The 17,229-nt window shown below is 33.8% G+C and carries 12 protein-coding genes; 10 read left to right on the top strand and 2 right to left on the bottom strand.

The features are described 5' to 3' along the window. Positions 1-12 precede the first annotated feature (12 nt). From VRU49_RS01815 to VRU49_RS01780, 8 genes are all read left to right on the top strand, one after another. Positions 13-1,722, top strand: a complete 1,710-nt coding sequence (locus tag VRU49_RS01815) for a DUF885 domain-containing protein (RefSeq protein WP_330145062.1) — start codon at positions 13-15, stop codon at positions 1,720-1,722. Positions 1,723-1,879: 157 nt separating this feature from the next. Next, on the top strand, positions 1,880-3,217 hold the full coding sequence (locus VRU49_RS01810) for an OmpA family protein (RefSeq protein WP_330145061.1): 1,338 nt from the start codon (positions 1,880-1,882) through the stop codon (positions 3,215-3,217). Between the two features lie 134 nt (positions 3,218-3,351). Beyond that, positions 3,352-3,798 carry a MarR family winged helix-turn-helix transcriptional regulator gene (locus tag VRU49_RS01805; protein WP_330145060.1) on the top strand — a complete coding sequence of 149 codons (447 nt, stop codon included), beginning with the start codon at positions 3,352-3,354 and terminating at the stop codon, positions 3,796-3,798. Continuing rightward, the gene (locus VRU49_RS01800; protein ID WP_330145059.1) at positions 3,782-6,187 is read left to right on the top strand and encodes a 3-hydroxyacyl-CoA dehydrogenase/enoyl-CoA hydratase family protein; all 2,406 of its coding nucleotides are present in this window, start codon (positions 3,782-3,784) and stop codon (positions 6,185-6,187) included. The genes VRU49_RS01805 and VRU49_RS01800 overlap by 17 nt, the downstream gene beginning before the upstream one ends. A 62-nt stretch (positions 6,188-6,249) precedes the next feature. Next, positions 6,250-7,425: an acetyl-CoA C-acyltransferase gene (locus VRU49_RS01795; protein WP_330145058.1), complete on the top strand. Its 1,176-nt coding sequence runs from the start codon at positions 6,250-6,252 to the stop codon at positions 7,423-7,425. Between the two features lie 48 nt (positions 7,426-7,473). Continuing rightward, positions 7,474-9,261 carry an acyl-CoA dehydrogenase FadE gene (locus VRU49_RS01790; protein WP_330145057.1) on the top strand — a complete coding sequence of 596 codons (1,788 nt, stop codon included), beginning with the start codon at positions 7,474-7,476 and terminating at the stop codon, positions 9,259-9,261. 139 nt (positions 9,262-9,400) lie between these two features. Next, a complete protein-coding gene (locus tag VRU49_RS01785) occupies positions 9,401-9,871 on the top strand; it encodes an FKBP-type peptidyl-prolyl cis-trans isomerase (RefSeq protein ID WP_330145056.1) in 471 nt (156 codons plus the stop codon). A 6-nt stretch (positions 9,872-9,877) separates the two neighbouring features. After that, positions 9,878-10,807, top strand: a complete 930-nt coding sequence (locus VRU49_RS01780; RefSeq protein ID WP_330145055.1) for an FKBP-type peptidyl-prolyl cis-trans isomerase — start codon at positions 9,878-9,880, stop codon at positions 10,805-10,807. On the opposite strand, the gene VRU49_RS01775 is transcribed toward VRU49_RS01780, so the two are convergent. After that, positions 10,786-12,081 carry a cryptochrome/photolyase family protein gene (locus VRU49_RS01775; RefSeq protein WP_330145054.1) on the bottom strand — a complete coding sequence of 432 codons (1,296 nt, stop codon included), beginning with the start codon at positions 12,079-12,081 and terminating at the stop codon, positions 10,786-10,788. The two genes, VRU49_RS01780 and VRU49_RS01775, sit on opposite strands and share 22 nt — an antisense overlap. Then, a complete protein-coding gene (locus VRU49_RS01770; RefSeq protein ID WP_330145053.1) occupies positions 12,059-12,970 on the bottom strand; it encodes a TIGR01777 family oxidoreductase in 912 nt (303 codons plus the stop codon). Before VRU49_RS01770 ends, VRU49_RS01775 begins: the two co-directional genes overlap by 23 nt. 107 nt (positions 12,971-13,077) lie before the next feature. Here VRU49_RS01770 and VRU49_RS01765 point away from each other — a divergent pair, with 107 nt between their 5' ends. After that, positions 13,078-14,352 (top strand): DASH family cryptochrome, encoded by a 1,275-nt coding sequence (locus VRU49_RS01765; protein ID WP_330145052.1) that lies wholly within the window; start codon positions 13,078-13,080, stop codon positions 14,350-14,352. A gap of 93 nt (positions 14,353-14,445) precedes the next feature. After that, positions 14,446-17,226, top strand: coding sequence for a 2-oxoglutarate dehydrogenase E1 component (locus VRU49_RS01760; protein WP_330145051.1), 2,781 nt, complete (start codon positions 14,446-14,448; stop codon positions 17,224-17,226). Positions 17,227-17,229: the final 3 nt, after the last annotated feature.

Genomic DNA, 17,229 nt, shown 5'->3' with positions numbered 1-17,229 from the left:
AAAAAAACTATTATGAACAGGAATTTTCTATGGGTTTTCTCGTTATTTTTTTCGCTTTTGATTTTCACAAGTGCCATTAAAATTAATGATTTAAATATGGTTGTGGTTATAAGCGAATATCAAGCAGATAACCAAATGATGAATAGAAAATATCCAATAAAGTATTCAGATGCGTATTTTAAAAGAATGCATCAATTTTATCAGGATTGGGATAAAAAATTAAAATCTATAGATTATGCTAAACTAAGTGTAAATGAGCAAGTAGATTATCAACTATTAAAACGCAACATATCTATAAACTATAAGCAGCTTATGGAAAATGAAGTTGCAAAGAATAAGTTGTTACCAATTTTAAGCTGGAAAAATTATATTGAAGAATTTCAAAGATTAAGAAGTGTTGGTACGGTTCAAGATGGGAATAAAGTAGCTAAGGATTTTGAATTTTTAATTTCTAAAGTAGATGAAACCATAAAAACACTCGATAATTATAATGAAATTGAGGCTAAAGATTTTGTTAAAGCTTATGAAATAGCGGAGCAATATAGGTTGGCATTAGTAGAGAGTTTTAAATTTTATGATGGTTATGATCCAGTTTTCACTCAACAGGTAAAGCCTATTTATTTAAAGGCAGAGAGCTCGCTAAGAAATCTAATCAAAGCTTATTCTGTTAAATCAGCCAAAGTAAAACAAGTAGACGATGGAAGTGGTATAATTGGGAATCCGATTGGTAGAGAAGCATTTATTAAGGCTTTAGAAGGGGAGATGATTGCTTATACCCCAGAAGAGCTTATAGATGTTGCGTTGAAAGAATTCGCCTGGAGTGATCGCGAAATGCTTAAAGCGTCAAATGAAATGGGCTTTGGGGATGACTGGAAAAAGGCTTTAGAAAAAGTTAAAGGAGATTATGTTCCTCAAGGAAAGCAGCCTGAATTGATTAAGTTTTTGGCAGATGAAGCAGTAGAATTTATAGAAAGTAAAAACTTAATCACCATTCCTGAACTTGCAAAAGAGGGATGGTCTATGAGAATGTTATCTGCCCAAGAGCAATTAACAGCTCCATTTTTTTTAGGTGGTGAATCTATATTAATAGCTTATCCAACCGATGGTATGACAGATACAGCAAAGATGATGAGTTTGCGTGGTAATAATAAACATTTTGCTAGAGCAACGGTTCATCACGAATTAATTCCTGGTCATAATCTTCAATATTATATGCAAAATAGGTATAAAACTTATAGACGACCATTTGGTACGCCATTTTGGTCTGAAGGTTGGGCATTGTATTGGGAAATGTTATTGTGGGATAATAATTTCGCAAAGTCTCCAGAAAATAGAGTAGGTATGCTGTTTTGGAGAATGCATAGAAGTGCAAGAATAATTTTTTCTACTAATTATCATTTAGGGAAATGGACACCTCAACAATGTATCGACTTTTTAGTAAACAGAGTAGGTTTTGAAAGGGCAAATGCGGAGGCTGAAGTTAGAAGATCTTTTACAGGCGGCTACGGACCACTTTATCAAATTGCTTATATGATTGGTGGTTTACAATTTAGAGCATTACATAAGGAAATGGTTGCTTCGGGAAAGATGACGAATAAGGCTTTTCACGATAAAATATTACAAAATAATTCTATGCCAGTAGATTTAGTTAGGGTGATTTTAAATAATAAACCTATTCCTGAAAATTATAAAGCCAACTGGAAGTTTGTCGATAAACTTTAATTTTTTGTAGCTAAAACTGAACGCTAAAGCTTTATTTTAAATTGAGCTATACGTTTGATTTTTAGCGGCATACTCTTTTGTATAGTTAATTATTGAATTTGGTATGTGTATTGTATAACACTATGCAATTACCAGAATAAATTTAAAAATTAATACTATGAAATTTAAATTATTAAAAGGAACTGTTATAGCAATTGGAGCCGTTATCATTGGGAATGGTGCTTTTGCTCAAGAAACAAATTCGGGTGCTAATCCTCCTATGAGGACTTGGTCTATTGGTGTTAATGTAGGTGCGCTTACCCCATTGTCGCCGTTTGGTGGTCAGAACGATTATTCTCACAGAACTTCTAAACTAGGTTATGGTCTGTATGTAAAAAAGCAATTCACTAATTATTTTTCATTACGTGCAGATGGCTATGCAGGCAAGTTGGCCGGTGATAATAATGAACCTTATCGTTCGGGAGCTATAAATGTTAGTCCATACGCATCCTTCGAAACTGATGTTAATTATACAGCTTCGTTAAATGCTGTGGTAAATATGTTTAACATAGATATGTTTAAGAAGGAAAATGCACTACAGCTTTATACTTCAATAGGAGCGGGAGTTGTAGGATATGAAGTTAACACGGTTGGTAGAGCTGGGACTGCAAATACGAATATTAAAACTGATAAGTTAACCATTCCGGTAGGACTAGGGGCTAAATTTAAAATTTCGGATGCAGTAAATTTTGATTTGGGGTGGACAGTGAACTTTGTAGATGCAGATGATTTAGATGGATATTACAGAGGCGCAAATGATAAATTTAATTACGCTTATGCGGGATTAGAATTTAACTTAGGTAAAGGAAAGCAATTAGCATTCCACAACCCTGTAGCTTTAACATATGATGAAGCGGTAAAAGCTAAAGCTGATGCAGCATCTGCAAATGCATTGGTGAGTACATTAAAAACTGATTTAGAAAACTCAAAATCTGAGAATTCGAAATTGAGATCTGATTTAAATAGTTTAATGGCAGATGCCGATGGAGATGGCGTTTCAGATAAATTTGATAAATGCCCTGGAACTCCTTCAGGAACACCTGTTGATGGATCTGGTTGTCCAATTAAGTTAACAAATCAAATTACCGAAAAAGTAATCATCACAGATGCTGATCGTAAAATTGTTGATCAAGCTATTAAGAATTTGGAATTTGATTTTGCAAAATCAACTATTAGATCTAAGTCTTATGCATCTTTAAATCAAGTTGCAAAACTATTAATTGATAAAAATTTCAGCTTAAAATTAGCTGGACATACAGATAATGTAGGTTCAGATGCTGCCAACTTGAAATTATCTAAAGACCGTGCAGAAGCTGTAAAATCATACTTGGTGTCGCAAGGAGCTAATCCTTCGAGAATTGAGGCAACTGGTTATGGTAAGAACCAGCCAATTGCATCTAACAATACCGCAAGTGGTCGTCAGAAAAATAGAAGGGTAGAGTTTACCTTATTCTAAATCTAAAATTTAATAATTTTTTGAAGAGGCTGATTCTTAAAAAGAACAGCCTCTTTTTTTGATTTTAATTTTTATTATGCTTGCATAATAAAAAATTAAAATATACATTTGTTATGTAAGCATAGTAAATTAAGATGCATCACCAAACTTTAGATTATCACTTAAAACTAGCATGGCAAGCTGTATTGAATAAATACAATCAAATTGCTTCCACCCATGGTATTTCTCAGGCCATAGGTTATATGCTCATAAATATAGAAGAGAATGGTACTGCTGTAACTAAATTGGCCTCATTGCAAGGTGTTAAGCCAACCAGTTTATCGAGAATGTTAGTCAGCATGGAAAAATCTGGCATGATTACCAGAGAAATTGCCGCAGATGATAAACGATCTATTTTAGTTAAACTTACTTCAGAAGGCAAAGAGAAACAAAAAATTGCTAAATCAGTAGTTAAGCGATTTAATGAATATTTAAATGCTTCATTTGGAGAAGAGGAACAACAGCAATTATCAGAATTATTAAAGAAATTAAACGTATTAGCCACAGAATATTCAGTTGAATACTATGAACAGGAAAATTAATAAAGTAGCTGTATTAGGGTCGGGTATAATGGGTTCCCGTATTGCTTGTCATTTTGCAAATATTGGCGTTGAGGTATTGTTATTAGACATTGCTCCAAAACAATTATCAGCAGCAGAAGAGGCAAAAGGAATGAGATTAGATCAGCCTGCAGTTAGAAACAGTATTGTAAATAATGCTTTAAATACAGCAGTAAAAACCAGTCCATCACCTATTTATAACAAAAAATCATTGGATAAAATTACCACGGGTAATTTTGAGGATGATATGTCTAAAATTTCCAATTACGATTGGATAATTGAGGTGGTTGTAGAGAACTTAGAAATTAAAAAGAAGGTTTTTGAGCAAGTTGAGCAATATAGAAAGCCTGGAACATTAATTACTTCCAATACATCTGGTATTCCCATATCAAAAATGGCAGAAGGTAGAAGTGAAGATTTTGTAAAACATTTTTGCGGAACCCACTTTTTTAATCCTCCAAGATATTTAAGACTATTAGAAATTATTCCGACCGAAAAAACAGACCCTTCGGTAGTGGATTTTTTAATGGAATTTGGCGATAAATTCTTAGGGAAAACCACTGTACTATGTAAAGATACCCCTGCATTTATAGCCAATAGAGTGGGTGTTTACTCTATCATGGCATTATTGCATTTGGTAGAAAAAATGGATCTAACAGTTGAGGAGGTTGATAAATACACTGGCCCTGCATTAGGCAGACCAAAATCGGCTACATTCCGTACAACTGATGTAGTAGGATTAGATACAATGATAAAGGTGGCAAAGGGCCTTTACGAAAATTGTACAGAAGATAAAGCACACGATTTATTTAAACTTCCAGCTTATGTAAGTAAAATGGAAGAAAACAATTGGTTGGGTGATAAAACTAAGCAAGGGTTTTACAAGAAGACAAAAAATGCTGAAGGTAAAACAGAAATTTTAGCATTAGACCTTAAAACATTAGAATACAGACCACAGCAAAAGATTAAATCGGCGACACTTGATTTAACAAAATCTATTGAAAGTGTAAAAGATAGAATGAAAGTATTTGCTGCGGGTAAAGATCGCGCTGGCGAATTATTTAGAGCTTCATTTTTTGGTTTATTTGAATATGTATCAGATAGAATCCCTGAAATTTCTGATGAACTATATAGAATAGATGATGCAATGCGCGCAGGTTTTGGATGGGATTTAGGTCCATTCGAAGTTTGGGATGCAGTAGGTGTTGAAGAGGCAATTAAAGGTATGGAGGCCTTGGGTCATCAAGCAGCTGCTTGGGTAAAAGAAATGTTGTCGGCAGGAAACACTTCATTTTATAAAGTTGAAAATGGCATAAAAAAATATTATGATATTCCTTCGAAATCATATTTGCCGCTTCCAGGGTCCGACTCATTCATTATTTTAGATAACCTTAGAGCTAAAAAAACATTATATAAAAATTCTGGTGCATCTATTATTGACTTAGGTGATGGAATTTTAAATGTTGAGTTCCACTCTAAAATGAATACCATTGGCGGCGATACTTTAACAGCTATTAATAAAGCCATTGATATGGCAGAAAAAGATTATAGAGGGGTTGTAATTGGTAACGACGGTGCTAATTTTTCTGCTGGAGCAAATGTTGGGATGATATTTATGATGGCGGTTGAACAAGAATGGGATGAGTTAAATATGGCCATTAGAATGTTCCAGAACACATCTATGAGAATAAGATACTCATCTATTCCAGTAGTAGTTGCACCTCATAATTTAACCTTGGGTGGCGGTTGTGAATTTAGCTTACATGCAGATCATGTTCAATTGAGTGCCGAAACTTATATGGGATTGGTAGAATTTGGTGTGGGAGTGATACCTGGTGGTGGTGGTACAAAGGAATTTGCTTTGAGAGCTTCTGATGAGTTTAAAGAAGATCAAATTGTGCAAAATACATTAAAAGAGAGATTCTTAACCATTGGTATGGCTAAAGTATCTACTTCTGCCTTAGAAGCTTTAGACTTGGGCTACTTACAAAAAGATAAGTTTAGTATTTCGATGAACAGAAGCAGATTAATTGCAGATGCTAAAGCAAAAGCAATTGAACTTGCAGATGCAGGTTATATTAAACCAGTTCAAAGAAAAGATATTATGGTTTTAGGTAAACAAGGATTAGGAATTGTTTATGCTGGAGCTAACAGTATGTATTCTGGTAATTTTATTTCGGAACACGATAAAAAGATCTCAGAAAAATTAGGTTATGTAATGTGTGGTGGCGATTTATCATCACCTACAAAAGTTACTGAACAATATTTGTTAGATCTTGAGCGCGAAGCTTTCTTATCGCTATGCGGTGAAAGAAAGACGCTAGAAAGAATTCAAAGTATAGTAGTTAAAGGAAAACCATTAAGAAACTAATTGAAGATTAATTGGGCTTTAGGTTGAAAACTCGACCATAAGCTTTAAAAATATAATTTATTATGGAAGCATATATAATAGCAGGACTTCGTACAGCAGTTGGGAAAGCACCTCGTGGAGTTTTTCGTTTTACAAGAGCGGATGATTTAGCTGCTGATGTGATTAGGCAATTAGTTGCCTCTGTTCCGAATTTAGATAAAGAGCAAATAGATGATGTAATTGTTGGGAATGCTACTCCTGAAGCAGAACAAGGATTAAATATTGGTAGAATGATCTCTCTAATGGGATTAGATACCGATAAGGTTCCTGGAGTTACGGTAAATAGATATTGTGCATCTGGACTTGAAACTATTGCAACAGCAGTGGCTAAAATTAAGTCGGGAATGGCCGATTGTATTATTGCAGGTGGAGTTGAGGTAATGTCGGGAATGCCATTTGGGGGATGGAAATTAGTGCCAAATCCTGAAGTAGCGAAAAATAATCCAGATTGGTATTGGGGAATGGGACTTACTGCCGAAGCGGTAGCAAAAGAGTATAATGTAAGTAGGGAAGATCAAGATTTATTTGCTTATAATTCTCATATGAAAGCCATTAAGGCTATTCAATCGGGCGCGCTAAAAGCTGGTGTTGCACCAATCAATGTGGTTGAGAATTATTTGGATGATAAGTGTAAAAAGCAAACTAAATCTTATGTAGTAGATACAGATGAAGGTCCAAGAGCTGATACTACAGTAGAGCGATTAAGTCAGTTAAAGCCTGTTTTTGCTGCTGGCGGATGTATTACGGCAGGAAATTCATCACAGACTTCAGATGGTGCGGCCTTTGTTTTAGTAGTTTCAGAAAAAAAATTAAAAGAACTAGGTGTAGAGCCCATAGCTAGATTGGTAAGTTATAGTGTTGCGGGTGTTCCTCCAAGAATTATGGGTATTGGACCAATTGAAGCAATACCTCAAGCACTAAATAAAGCGGGATTAAAAAAGTCGGACATCGATTTAATTGAATTGAATGAAGCTTTTGCCTCTCAGTCGTTAGCAATTATCAGAAATTTAGATCTTGATTCATCTATCGTTAACGTAAATGGAGGAGCCATTGCATTGGGTCACCCACTGGGTTGTACAGGAGCAAAATTATCTGTTCAGCTATTTAATGAGCTAAAATCAAGAAACAAAAAATATGGTATGGTAAGTATGTGCGTAGGAACAGGTCAAGGTGCTGCCGGAATATTTGAAATGTTATAATTGAGCGTTTATTTAAGATATACTAAGTAAAAAAATTATTTAAAAGATATGGAAAGTACTAAAAAATCAATAAAAGGTGGAGAGTTTTTAATCTCAGAAACTAATTATCAGGATGTATTTATACCAGAAGAATTTGATGAAGAGCAGCAAATGATTGCTCAAACTTGTCGTGATTTTTTAGCGGCAGAAGTTTATCCGAATTTAGATAGAATAGATAACCAGGAAGAAGGTTTAATGGAGATGTTGGTGTCTAAGGCAGGAGAACTAGGTATGTTAGGTGTTTCTGTTCCAGAACAATATGGTGGTTTTGGGAAGAACTTTAATACATCTATGCTTGTTGCAGACGTGTGTGGTGCGGGACATTCCTTTGCAGTAGCTTTATCTGCACATACTGGAATTGGAACATTGCCTATTTTATATTATGGAAATGATGCTCAGAAAGATAAATACATTCCAAAATTATCTACCGGAGAGTGGAAAGCGGCTTATTGCTTAACTGAACCAGATTCTGGATCTGATGCCAACTCAGGAAAATCTAAAGCTACATTAAGTGCTGATGGTAAACACTATGTTTTAAATGGCCAAAAAATGTGGATCACGAATGGTGGTTTTGCTGATATTTTTATTGTTTTTGCTAAAATAGATGATGATAAAAATTTAACTGCATTTATTGTTGAAAAGGCTTTCGGTGGAATTACCATGAATCCAGAAGAACATAAAATGGGTATTAAGGGTTCTTCTACACGCCAAATTTTCTTCAACGATTGTATGGTTCCTGTAGAAAATATGTTAAGTGAGCGCGAGAATGGATTTAAAATTGCAGTTAACATCTTAAATATTGGAAGAATAAAATTAGCTGCGGCAGCTTTAGGTGCTTCTAAAAAAGTAATTGATACAGCAATTAATTATTCTAACGAGCGTATTCAATTCGATCGCCCTATTTCTAAATATGGTGCTATTAGGCATAAATTGGCAGAAATGGCCGCAAAAGTTTATGCAGTAGAAGCAGCAAGTTATAGAGCTGGACAAAACATAGATGATGCTTTCGATGCATTAGTTGCAGGTGGTATGGATGAGTCTAAAGCAAAATTAAAATCAACTGAACAATTTGCGGTAGAATGTGCTATTCTAAAAGTTTGGGGTTCTGAAGCATTAGATTTTGTAGTTGACGAAGGTGTACAAATTTATGGTGGTATGGGATTCTCAGCAGATGCACCTATGGATAGAGCGTATAGAGATGCTAGGATCAACAGAATTTTCGAAGGAACGAACGAAATAAACAGATTACTTACTGTTGATATGATGTTGAAGCGTGCAATGAAAGGAGAATTAGATTTAATGACTCCAGCAACAGCTGTAGCATCAGAACTTATGTCGATTCCTGATTTTGGAGAAGAAGATGATACACTTTTTGCAGCTGAGAAAAAAATAATTGCAAATCTTAAAAAAGCAACATTAATGGTGGCGGGTTCTGCGGTTCAGAAATTAATGATGAGCTTAAGTAAGGAGCAAGAAATATTAATGAATATTGCCGATATGGCGAGCTACGTTTATGTTGCAGAATCTGCAATGTTACGTACAGAGAAATTAGTAAGTATGAGAGGAGAGGAAGCTTGTGCCGGACAAATTAATTTAATGAAAATTTATTTTGCAGAGGCTGTAGATGCTGTAAATAAAGCTGGTAAGGAAGCACTTTGGGCATTTGCTGATGGCGATGAACTAAGAATGATGATGGTGGGATTAAGAAGATTTACAAAAATGGAGCCGTTTAACGTTAAAGCTGCAAGACAAGCGGTTGCAGTAGAAATGATTAATGCCAATAAATTTCTTTATTAGTAGTTTTTAATTCAATTTTAATCCGTTAGATTGGCCAAAATCTAACGGATTTTTTTATTTCATTTAATCTATTTAAAATGAAATTGTTAAAATTGGTTAAAAATTGTAGTATCCGCTTTTATAACGTAATTTTGCAATTATGTCTAAACTAAAAATTTATTTTACCATGCTAATAAGTATGGTGGTTATTGCGTCTTGTAGCAAAGATAAATTTGATGCAAATGCTCAAATGGCAATTGATGAAGAGCTTATTAAAAAGCATATTGCAACAAATAATATTCCTGCAACAAAACATACTAGTGGATTGTACTATCAAATAATTACACCTGGAACTGGTAAAACTATTTCATCATCATCTACTGTTTATGTTCAGTACATTGGAAAATTATTAAGTGGAACAACATTTCAAGAACAAACCGGCTCTACAGTTCCTTTGAACTTAGGTACAACTATTCAAGGTTGGCAAATTGGAATTCCTTTAATTAAAGAAGGCGGACAAATTAGATTAATTATTCCATCGCCATTGGCATACGGTAAAAATTCACCATCTGCTAGTATTCCTGCAAAATCGGTGTTAGATTTTACCATTTACGTATCAAAAGTTCAATAAGAATTTATGAAGATTCAAAAACTAAACATTTTCTTTATTTTATTAACTTCTATAGCTGTTTTTTCTTCTTGTAAAAAGGATTATGAAACACTTCAAGAATATGATGAAAGAAGAATTACAGATTATATAAAAAGTAGTTCAATACAAAATGCGCTAAGAGATGCTTCTGGCTATTATTACTCAATTAGTAATACTGGAAATGGAGGCGTAATAACTAATGCTGATTCAGTTTTGTTTACTTTAAAGCTTACGAATATTGCAGGTAAAAGTTATTTTCAAACACCAGATTTATCCAATAGTGGCGATTATGTTGGCTATCTTGTAAATTCTCCAGAAAAGGAAATGGTTCCAGGATTGGCCTACCCTAAAGAGGTTTTTAAATCAGCCTTAACCAAAGTTCAAAGAGGTGGTACTATTAAAGTTATTATACCTTCTTATCTAGCTTATGGTACTAATGGAAATAGCGTTGTTCCTGAAAATGAAATATTAGTGGCAGAAATTAATGTATTAAAAGAGAAAAGTCAGGCTGAATTAGATGAAAATAGAATTAAAGCTTTCCTAACAAAAAATAATATTACAGCAACTAGACATTCAAATGGTGCTTATTACCAAGTGTTAAATGAGGGAACTACTGGACTTTCTGCGGCATTAACATTTATTATTAAGACAAAATATAAAGCGAGATTATTTGATGGCTATCTTTTTGATCAAACTTTAGGTGATAATGTTTATGAAACAGAATTAAATAATACCAGATATTTTGGAATTAAGAAAGTATTGGAAGGAAGAAAAGCGGGTTCTAAACTGAGGATATTTCTACCCTCTAGTTTAGCATTAGGCGCTTTTTCATCGTATGATGTTCCAAAAAATACACCTATAGATATTGAAGTTGAAATAGTAGAAGTAGTAGACGATTATCCGCCTGCTAGCGAATAAGTTTTTATTGCTCTATTTCTTGCAAAGGTATGTTCAACAATGGGTTGGGCATACCTTTTTGTATTTAATTCCTCTATCCATAACTTACAGTATTTAAATTCTGGATCAAACTTTTCTTGTTGCGTGGTAGGGTTAAAGACTCTGAAATAAGGAACTGCATCATTTCCGCTGCCACAGGCCCATTGCCATCCACCAACGTTGTTAGCCATGTCGTAATCTAATAACTTTACAGCAAAATAAGCCTCTCCCCAACGCCAGTCAATCAGCAAATGCTTAGTTAAAAAACTAGCAACAATCATTCTTACTCTATTGTGCATAAAGCCAGTTTCATTTAACGACCTCATACCTGCATCTACAATTGGATAACCCGTTTTGCCTTCACACCACGCTTTAAATTCTGACTCATTATTTCTCCATTCTACGAAGTCAAATTTTTTCTTAAAAGCCTTATTTTCGGTATGTGGAAAATAAAATAAAATCATGTGATAAAAATCTCTCCAAGCTAATCCCGCAATCCATTTAAGTGCATTTAAATTATGCGCTTTTTTAAACGCATCTCTAATACTGATTGTTCCGTATCTTAAATCTACACTAATTCTGGTTGAGGCATCTAGAAATGGAAAGTCTCTATTTAGTTCGTAAGAAGGTAATTTAGCATCTAAGTTAATTTCAGGAAGATCTAAAGTTTGTTCTACATAACCTAAATTCTTTAAACTTGGAAAATCATTAGCTTCATAGTTGGCTAGATTTTTTATTAATTTTTCGGAAGGATAGTGTATTGAAGTAAATTTTTCTACCTCAATCATCCACTTTTTAAAATAGGGAGTAAAAACGGTATACGGGGTTCTGTCGCCCTTTACAATCTCATCTTTGTGAAAAAGCACATGGTCTTTGTAGGTCTTTACCACCATTCCTTTTGACTCTAAAAATCGTTTTATTTGAGTATCTCTGTTTATGGTATAAGGTTCATACTCCTCATTAAAATAAACTTTGTTAATGTTAAATTCATTGACTAAGCTTTCCCAAATTTTAAAAACATCACCTTGTTTTATAAGGATGGAACTACCATAGGCTTCTACCTCTTTTTGGAGTTTTTTTAAGCTATTGTAAATAAAATTTGCCTTGTCGTTAGCATTTATAGGGTTATTTGTTTCAAAAATATAGAGCAAAACAACCGGTGTATTTTCAGATAATGCTTGAAATAAGGCATTATTGTCGTTTAATCTAAGATCTCTTCGTAACCAATGTATATTAATTTTTTCTGTAGATATCATATAGTGCCAAGGTAATATTTGGAAATTTAAAATTAAAGCCTGTTTCCATTATTTTTTTGGCGCTACAATTTTGGCTACTCAGTATCAGCTCAATTCTTTCTCCCAGGATTATTTTCAATATAAATTTTGGGACATGAATTGGCCATATCCATCTTTGTAGAGCTTTTCCTAATGCTATGGTAAGTGTTTTATTGGTAACTGGATTAGGTGTCGTAGCATTAAATACCCCATTAAGATTCGGGTTTTTAATGAAATGAGAAATTAATAGAATTAAATCTTGTAAATGAATCCAGGATACCCATTGGTCTCCATTTGCTAAGGGCGCGCCAAATCCGACTTTTATGGGCATTGCCATTTGAGGTAAACTTCCTCCATTTTTATCTAAAACAATCCCAAATCTTAAGATACTCACATTTAAATTCAATTCTTTTAGTTGCTGATGAGCCTCTTCCCATTTTATACAACAATAAGCTAGGAAATCTTGACCTGGTGCTTTGTCTTCAGTTAAAATTTCGTGATTATTACTTCCATAATAACCAACAGCAGATGCTCCGATATAATTTTTTACCGTATTGGGTGTCTTTTTTAGAAGATTGTAGATTAATTGTGTGGATTTTACTCGACTGCTAATAATTTCATTTTTTCTAGCCTCCGACCAGTTTTCGGTGCCAATAGATGCGCCAGCTAAATGGATAATAGTATCCACACCTTCTAAACACACGGGGTCTATATAATCGCGTTCTACATCCCATATAAATGGAGTACCATTAGCAATTGAGTTGTATTTTCTTACTAAAATATTTACTTCAAATCCTTCCTTTAAAAGAAAACTTGTTAAAGCTTTTCCTATTAATCCAGTAGCACCAGTTATTAGAATTTTATTTTTCATTTAAAAATTTTTAACAATTGTATTGTATCCATTATGTAAAGATTAGAGTATATTTTGGTTTATGGTACAAAAAAGCAATAAATTTGTTTAAAGGTTAGATTTTTGGGATGTCACAAAGAAATATTTTAGTCTGGTTTCGGAATGATCTGCGTTTGCACGACAATGAAATGTTGTTTGAAGCAGTTCAAAAAGCCGACAAAATTTTACCTGTTTTTTGCTTCGATCCCCGTCATTTCACAACCACTACCTTTGGGACCTTAAAAACTGGTATAAATAGGGCACAATTTTTAATTGATAGTGTTCTAGATTTAAGAAATTCTTTTCGAGAAAAAGGTGGCGATTTACTGGTGTGCATAGGAAATCCAGAAGATTTATTACCATCTATAGTAGAAAAATATAATATTACCGAAGTTTATCATCATCGCGAAGTGGCGCCAGAAGAAACCAAAATTTCATCTGCAACAGAAGATGCGTTATGGAAATTAAAAGTAAACTTAAAGCATTTTATAGGGCATACTTTGTTCAATAAGGAAGATTTGCCTTTTCCAATTAAAGATATTCCAGATAGTTTTTCGAAATTTAAAAAGAAGACAGAGCGCGAATCTATCGTTAAACCATGCATTGGTGTTCCGGATAAATTTGAATTTATTGAAGTAGATGAAGTTGGGAATTTGCCCCAGCTATCAGATTTATTTCAAGAATCAAACTTCATAAACGTCCCTAATTTAAATAGAATTGGGGGAGAGACTAATGCTTTAAATCATCTTAAAGAAATAATTTCTTTTGTTGAAAGTTGTGAAAAGTCTGTTTCTTCAATCAACTTAAATTCGGGATTATCGCCATGGCTTTCTTTTGGGTGTATTTCTCCAAGAAAAATTTATTTTGAATTAAATCAAAGAGGCGATAATAAGGAACAAAAGTCCTTTTATAATAAGATGATTTTAGGCTTGTTTTGGAGAGATTATTTTAGATTTATGTTTAAAAAACATGGAAATAATTTCTTTAAATCTAATGGTTTCTTAGATAAACCATCTTATACTTTTATTGATGATCCTGTTAAATTGTCGAATTGGAAAGACGGAAAGACGGGAAACGAAGTAGTAGATGCAATTATGATTCGTTTAAAGGAGCAAGGTTATATAGATGGGATATCCAGAAACTTGGTGATAACTTATTTTATAGAAATTTTACAATTGGATTGGACCCAAGGAGCTGCTTATTTTGAAGAAATGTTAATTGATTATGCGCCTGCTTCAAATTGGGGAAATTGGGCTGTACAGGCGGGTGTAGGCAATGATTTAACACATAAACCGCTTCCAAATTTTGACACTCAACTTAATAATTTTATTAAGTTTTATAGAAGTTCTTCCTTTGCTGCATAAAATAGCCAAATTCTATTTTTATTCTGCTACTTTTGTGGTGTAAATTTGGGTTCAAAGTCCTATTTTTGCAATCTTATAGTTATAATCTGAAGAATGGATAACCTAACATATCTCAACGGCGCTAACGCAGAATATATAGAAAGTTTATATCAAGAGTATAAGCAAGATAAAAATTCAGTAGAATTTGGCTGGCAAAAATTTTTTGAAGGTTTTGATTTTGGGCGTGGCTCCAATGCTTCTTCTGTGTCGGCAGAAACTCCAGAGCATTTCCTGAAAGAGGTTAATGTACTTAATCTAATTGATGGATACCGGAATAGAGGGCATTTGTTTACCCAAACAAATCCAGTTCGTGAAAGAAGAAAATATACACCAACTCTAGATTTAGAGAATTTTGGTTTATCACAATCAGATTTAGATACAATTTTTAATGCTGGAGTAGAAATAGGTATTGGTCCTTCCAGCTTAAGAACAATTATAGAATTTTTACGTCAAACATATTGCGGCTCAATTGGAGCTGAGTATAAATATTTAAGAACACCTGAAGTTATTAATTGGATTCAGGGGACGATGGAGGCTAAAAGAAATACGCCTAATTTTTCATTAGTTGAGAAAAAAAGAATGTTAAACAAGCTTAATGAAGCAGTAGCATTCGAAAATTTCTTGGGCACAAAATTCTTAGGTCAAAAGCGTTTTTCTTTAGAAGGAGCGGAGTCATTAATTCCAGCATTAGATTCAGTTATTCATAAAGGAGCTGAGTTGGGAATTCGTGAATTTGTAATCGGGATGGCACATAGAGGTAGATTAAACGTCTTAGCCAACATCATGCAAAAATCTTATAAAGATATATTTGCTGAATTTGAAGGAAGAAGCTATAGCGAAGAATCTATTTTTAGTGGAGATGTGAAATATCATTTGGGTTATTCAACTGATATTGTAACAGCAACAAATAAAGAAGTTCATTTAAGTTTATGTCCAAACCCATCTCATTTAGAAACTGTAAATGGTGTTGTAGAGGGTATCACTCGTTCTAAAATAGATTTTAAATACGATGGTGATGATTCTAAAATTGCTCCAATTCTAATTCATGGCGATGCTTCTATTGCTGGACAAGGAATTGTTTATGAAGTAATTCAAATGGCAGGTTTAGATGGTTATAAAACTGGAGGAACAATTCATTTAGTGATTAATAACCAAGTTGGATTTACAACTAATTTTAAAGACGCTAGAACAAGTACTTATTGTACAGATATTGCTAAAGTAACTTTATCGCCTGTTTTCCACGTTAATGGTGATGATGTAGAAGCTTTGGTTTACGCGATTAACTTAGCGATGGAATATCGCCAGAAGTATAAAAATGATGTGTTCATTGATGTGCTTTGCTATAGAAAATATGGTCATAATGAGGCTGATGAGCCTAAATTCACACAGCCGTTATTATACAAGGCAATTGAGAAACATCCAAATCCAAGAGAGCTGTATATTCAGCAATTAATTAAAGAAGGAAATTTAACAGCGGAAGAAGGCAAAGCGATAGAAAAAGACTTTAAAGCTTTATTGCAAGCCGATTTAGATCAATCGAGAACTGAATCTAATCCGAAAGAAAATATAAAATTTGGTGGTGCTTGGGCAAAAATGAGGTTGGCAACGCAAGACGACTTTGAAATTTCTCCCGACACAGCAGTATCTAAAACCACCTTATTAGAGTTAGCTAATAAAATAAGCACTTTGCCAAAGGATAAAAAATTCTTCAAAAAAATAGAAAAATTATTTGAAGAAAGAAATAAAATGGCAACCGAAACGCATGTATTCGATTGGGCAATGGGTGAACAACTTGCTTATGCAACCTTAATTAATGAAGGCCATAGAGTAAGAATAAGTGGTCAGGATGTTGAAAGAGGAACCTTCTCTCATAGACATGCGGTTATTACGCTAGAAAATTCTGAAGAAGAATATATCCCATTATCTAATATCAGTGAGGGACAAGCAAAATTTGATATTTATAATTCTCATTTGTCGGAATATGGTGTCTTAGGATTTGAATATGGTTATGCAATGGCTAATCCTGAAGCTTTAACCATTTGGGAAGCACAATTTGGAGATTTCTTTAATGGAGCACAAATTGTAGTTGATCAATACATTGCTAGTGCAGAAACAAAATGGCAACGTGAAAATGGTCTTGTTATGTTATTGCCTCACGGTTATGAAGGGCAGGGTCCTGAGCATTCTTCGGCTAGAATAGAGCGTTTTATGGAGTTATGTGCAGAAAACAATATGCAAGTTGTAAACTGTACAAATCCAGCAAACTTTTTCCATGTTTTAAGACGTCAGTTAAGTAGAGATTTTAGAAAACCTTTAATTGTGTTTTCTCCAAAAAGCTTGTTAAGAAACCCATTGTGTGTAAGTGGAATTGAAGACTTTACAAAGGGTGGATTTAAAGAAGTTATTGACGATCAGTCTGTAAAAGCAGCTTCTGTTAAGCGTGTTTTATTCTGTAGCGGAAAGATTTATTATGATCTTTTAGAAGCTCAAAAAGTTGGAAATCATACAGATGTTGCAATTGTAAGAATAGAGCAATTATATCCAGCTCCATTTATTCAAATGGAAAAAGTTTTGGATAAGTATAAGCATGCTACAGAAATATTCTGGGTGCAAGAAGAACCAGAAAACATGGGATATTGGCCATATTTATCTAGAAAATCACGTAAAACGGCTTTTAGCCATATTGAAGTTATTTCTAGAAAAGAAAGTAGCAGTACTGCCACAGGATATATGAAACAACATGCCAATCAACAATCTTATATTGTTTCTACGGCATTTAGTTCAGTTGGAAACGAAAAAGTAAAAGAAATTGTAGGCAAGGCCTCAAAAAAATAGTTA

Source organism: Pedobacter flavus, from assembly GCF_036324285.1.
In the GTDB taxonomy this organism is placed as follows: domain Bacteria; phylum Bacteroidota; class Bacteroidia; order Sphingobacteriales; family Sphingobacteriaceae; genus Pedobacter; species Pedobacter flavus.
This window is presented reverse-complemented; position numbering and strand designations above follow the sequence as displayed.

Excerpts from the sequence above, each read along its gene's own strand:
- VRU49_RS01815 (WP_330145062.1), top strand. The coding sequence starts at position 13 with ATGAACAGGAATTTTCTATGGGTTTTCTCGTTATTTTTTTCGCTTTTG.
- VRU49_RS01770 (WP_330145053.1), bottom strand. The coding sequence starts at position 12,970 with ATGAAAAATAAAATTCTAATAACTGGTGCTACTGGATTAATAGGAAAA.
- VRU49_RS01805 (WP_330145060.1), top strand. The coding sequence starts at position 3,352 with ATGCATCACCAAACTTTAGATTATCACTTAAAACTAGCATGGCAAGCT.
- VRU49_RS01760 (WP_330145051.1), top strand. The coding sequence starts at position 14,446 with ATGGATAACCTAACATATCTCAACGGCGCTAACGCAGAATATATAGAA.
- VRU49_RS01785 (WP_330145056.1), top strand. The coding sequence starts at position 9,401 with ATGTCTAAACTAAAAATTTATTTTACCATGCTAATAAGTATGGTGGTT.
- VRU49_RS01800 (WP_330145059.1), top strand. The coding sequence starts at position 3,782 with ATGAACAGGAAAATTAATAAAGTAGCTGTATTAGGGTCGGGTATAATG.
- VRU49_RS01790 (WP_330145057.1), top strand. The coding sequence starts at position 7,474 with ATGGAAAGTACTAAAAAATCAATAAAAGGTGGAGAGTTTTTAATCTCA.
- VRU49_RS01780 (WP_330145055.1), top strand. The coding sequence starts at position 9,878 with ATGAAGATTCAAAAACTAAACATTTTCTTTATTTTATTAACTTCTATA.
- VRU49_RS01810 (WP_330145061.1), top strand. The coding sequence starts at position 1,880 with ATGAAATTTAAATTATTAAAAGGAACTGTTATAGCAATTGGAGCCGTT.
- VRU49_RS01795 (WP_330145058.1), top strand. The coding sequence starts at position 6,250 with ATGGAAGCATATATAATAGCAGGACTTCGTACAGCAGTTGGGAAAGCA.
- VRU49_RS01775 (WP_330145054.1), bottom strand. The coding sequence starts at position 12,081 with ATGATATCTACAGAAAAAATTAATATACATTGGTTACGAAGAGATCTT.
- VRU49_RS01765 (WP_330145052.1), top strand. The coding sequence starts at position 13,078 with ATGTCACAAAGAAATATTTTAGTCTGGTTTCGGAATGATCTGCGTTTG.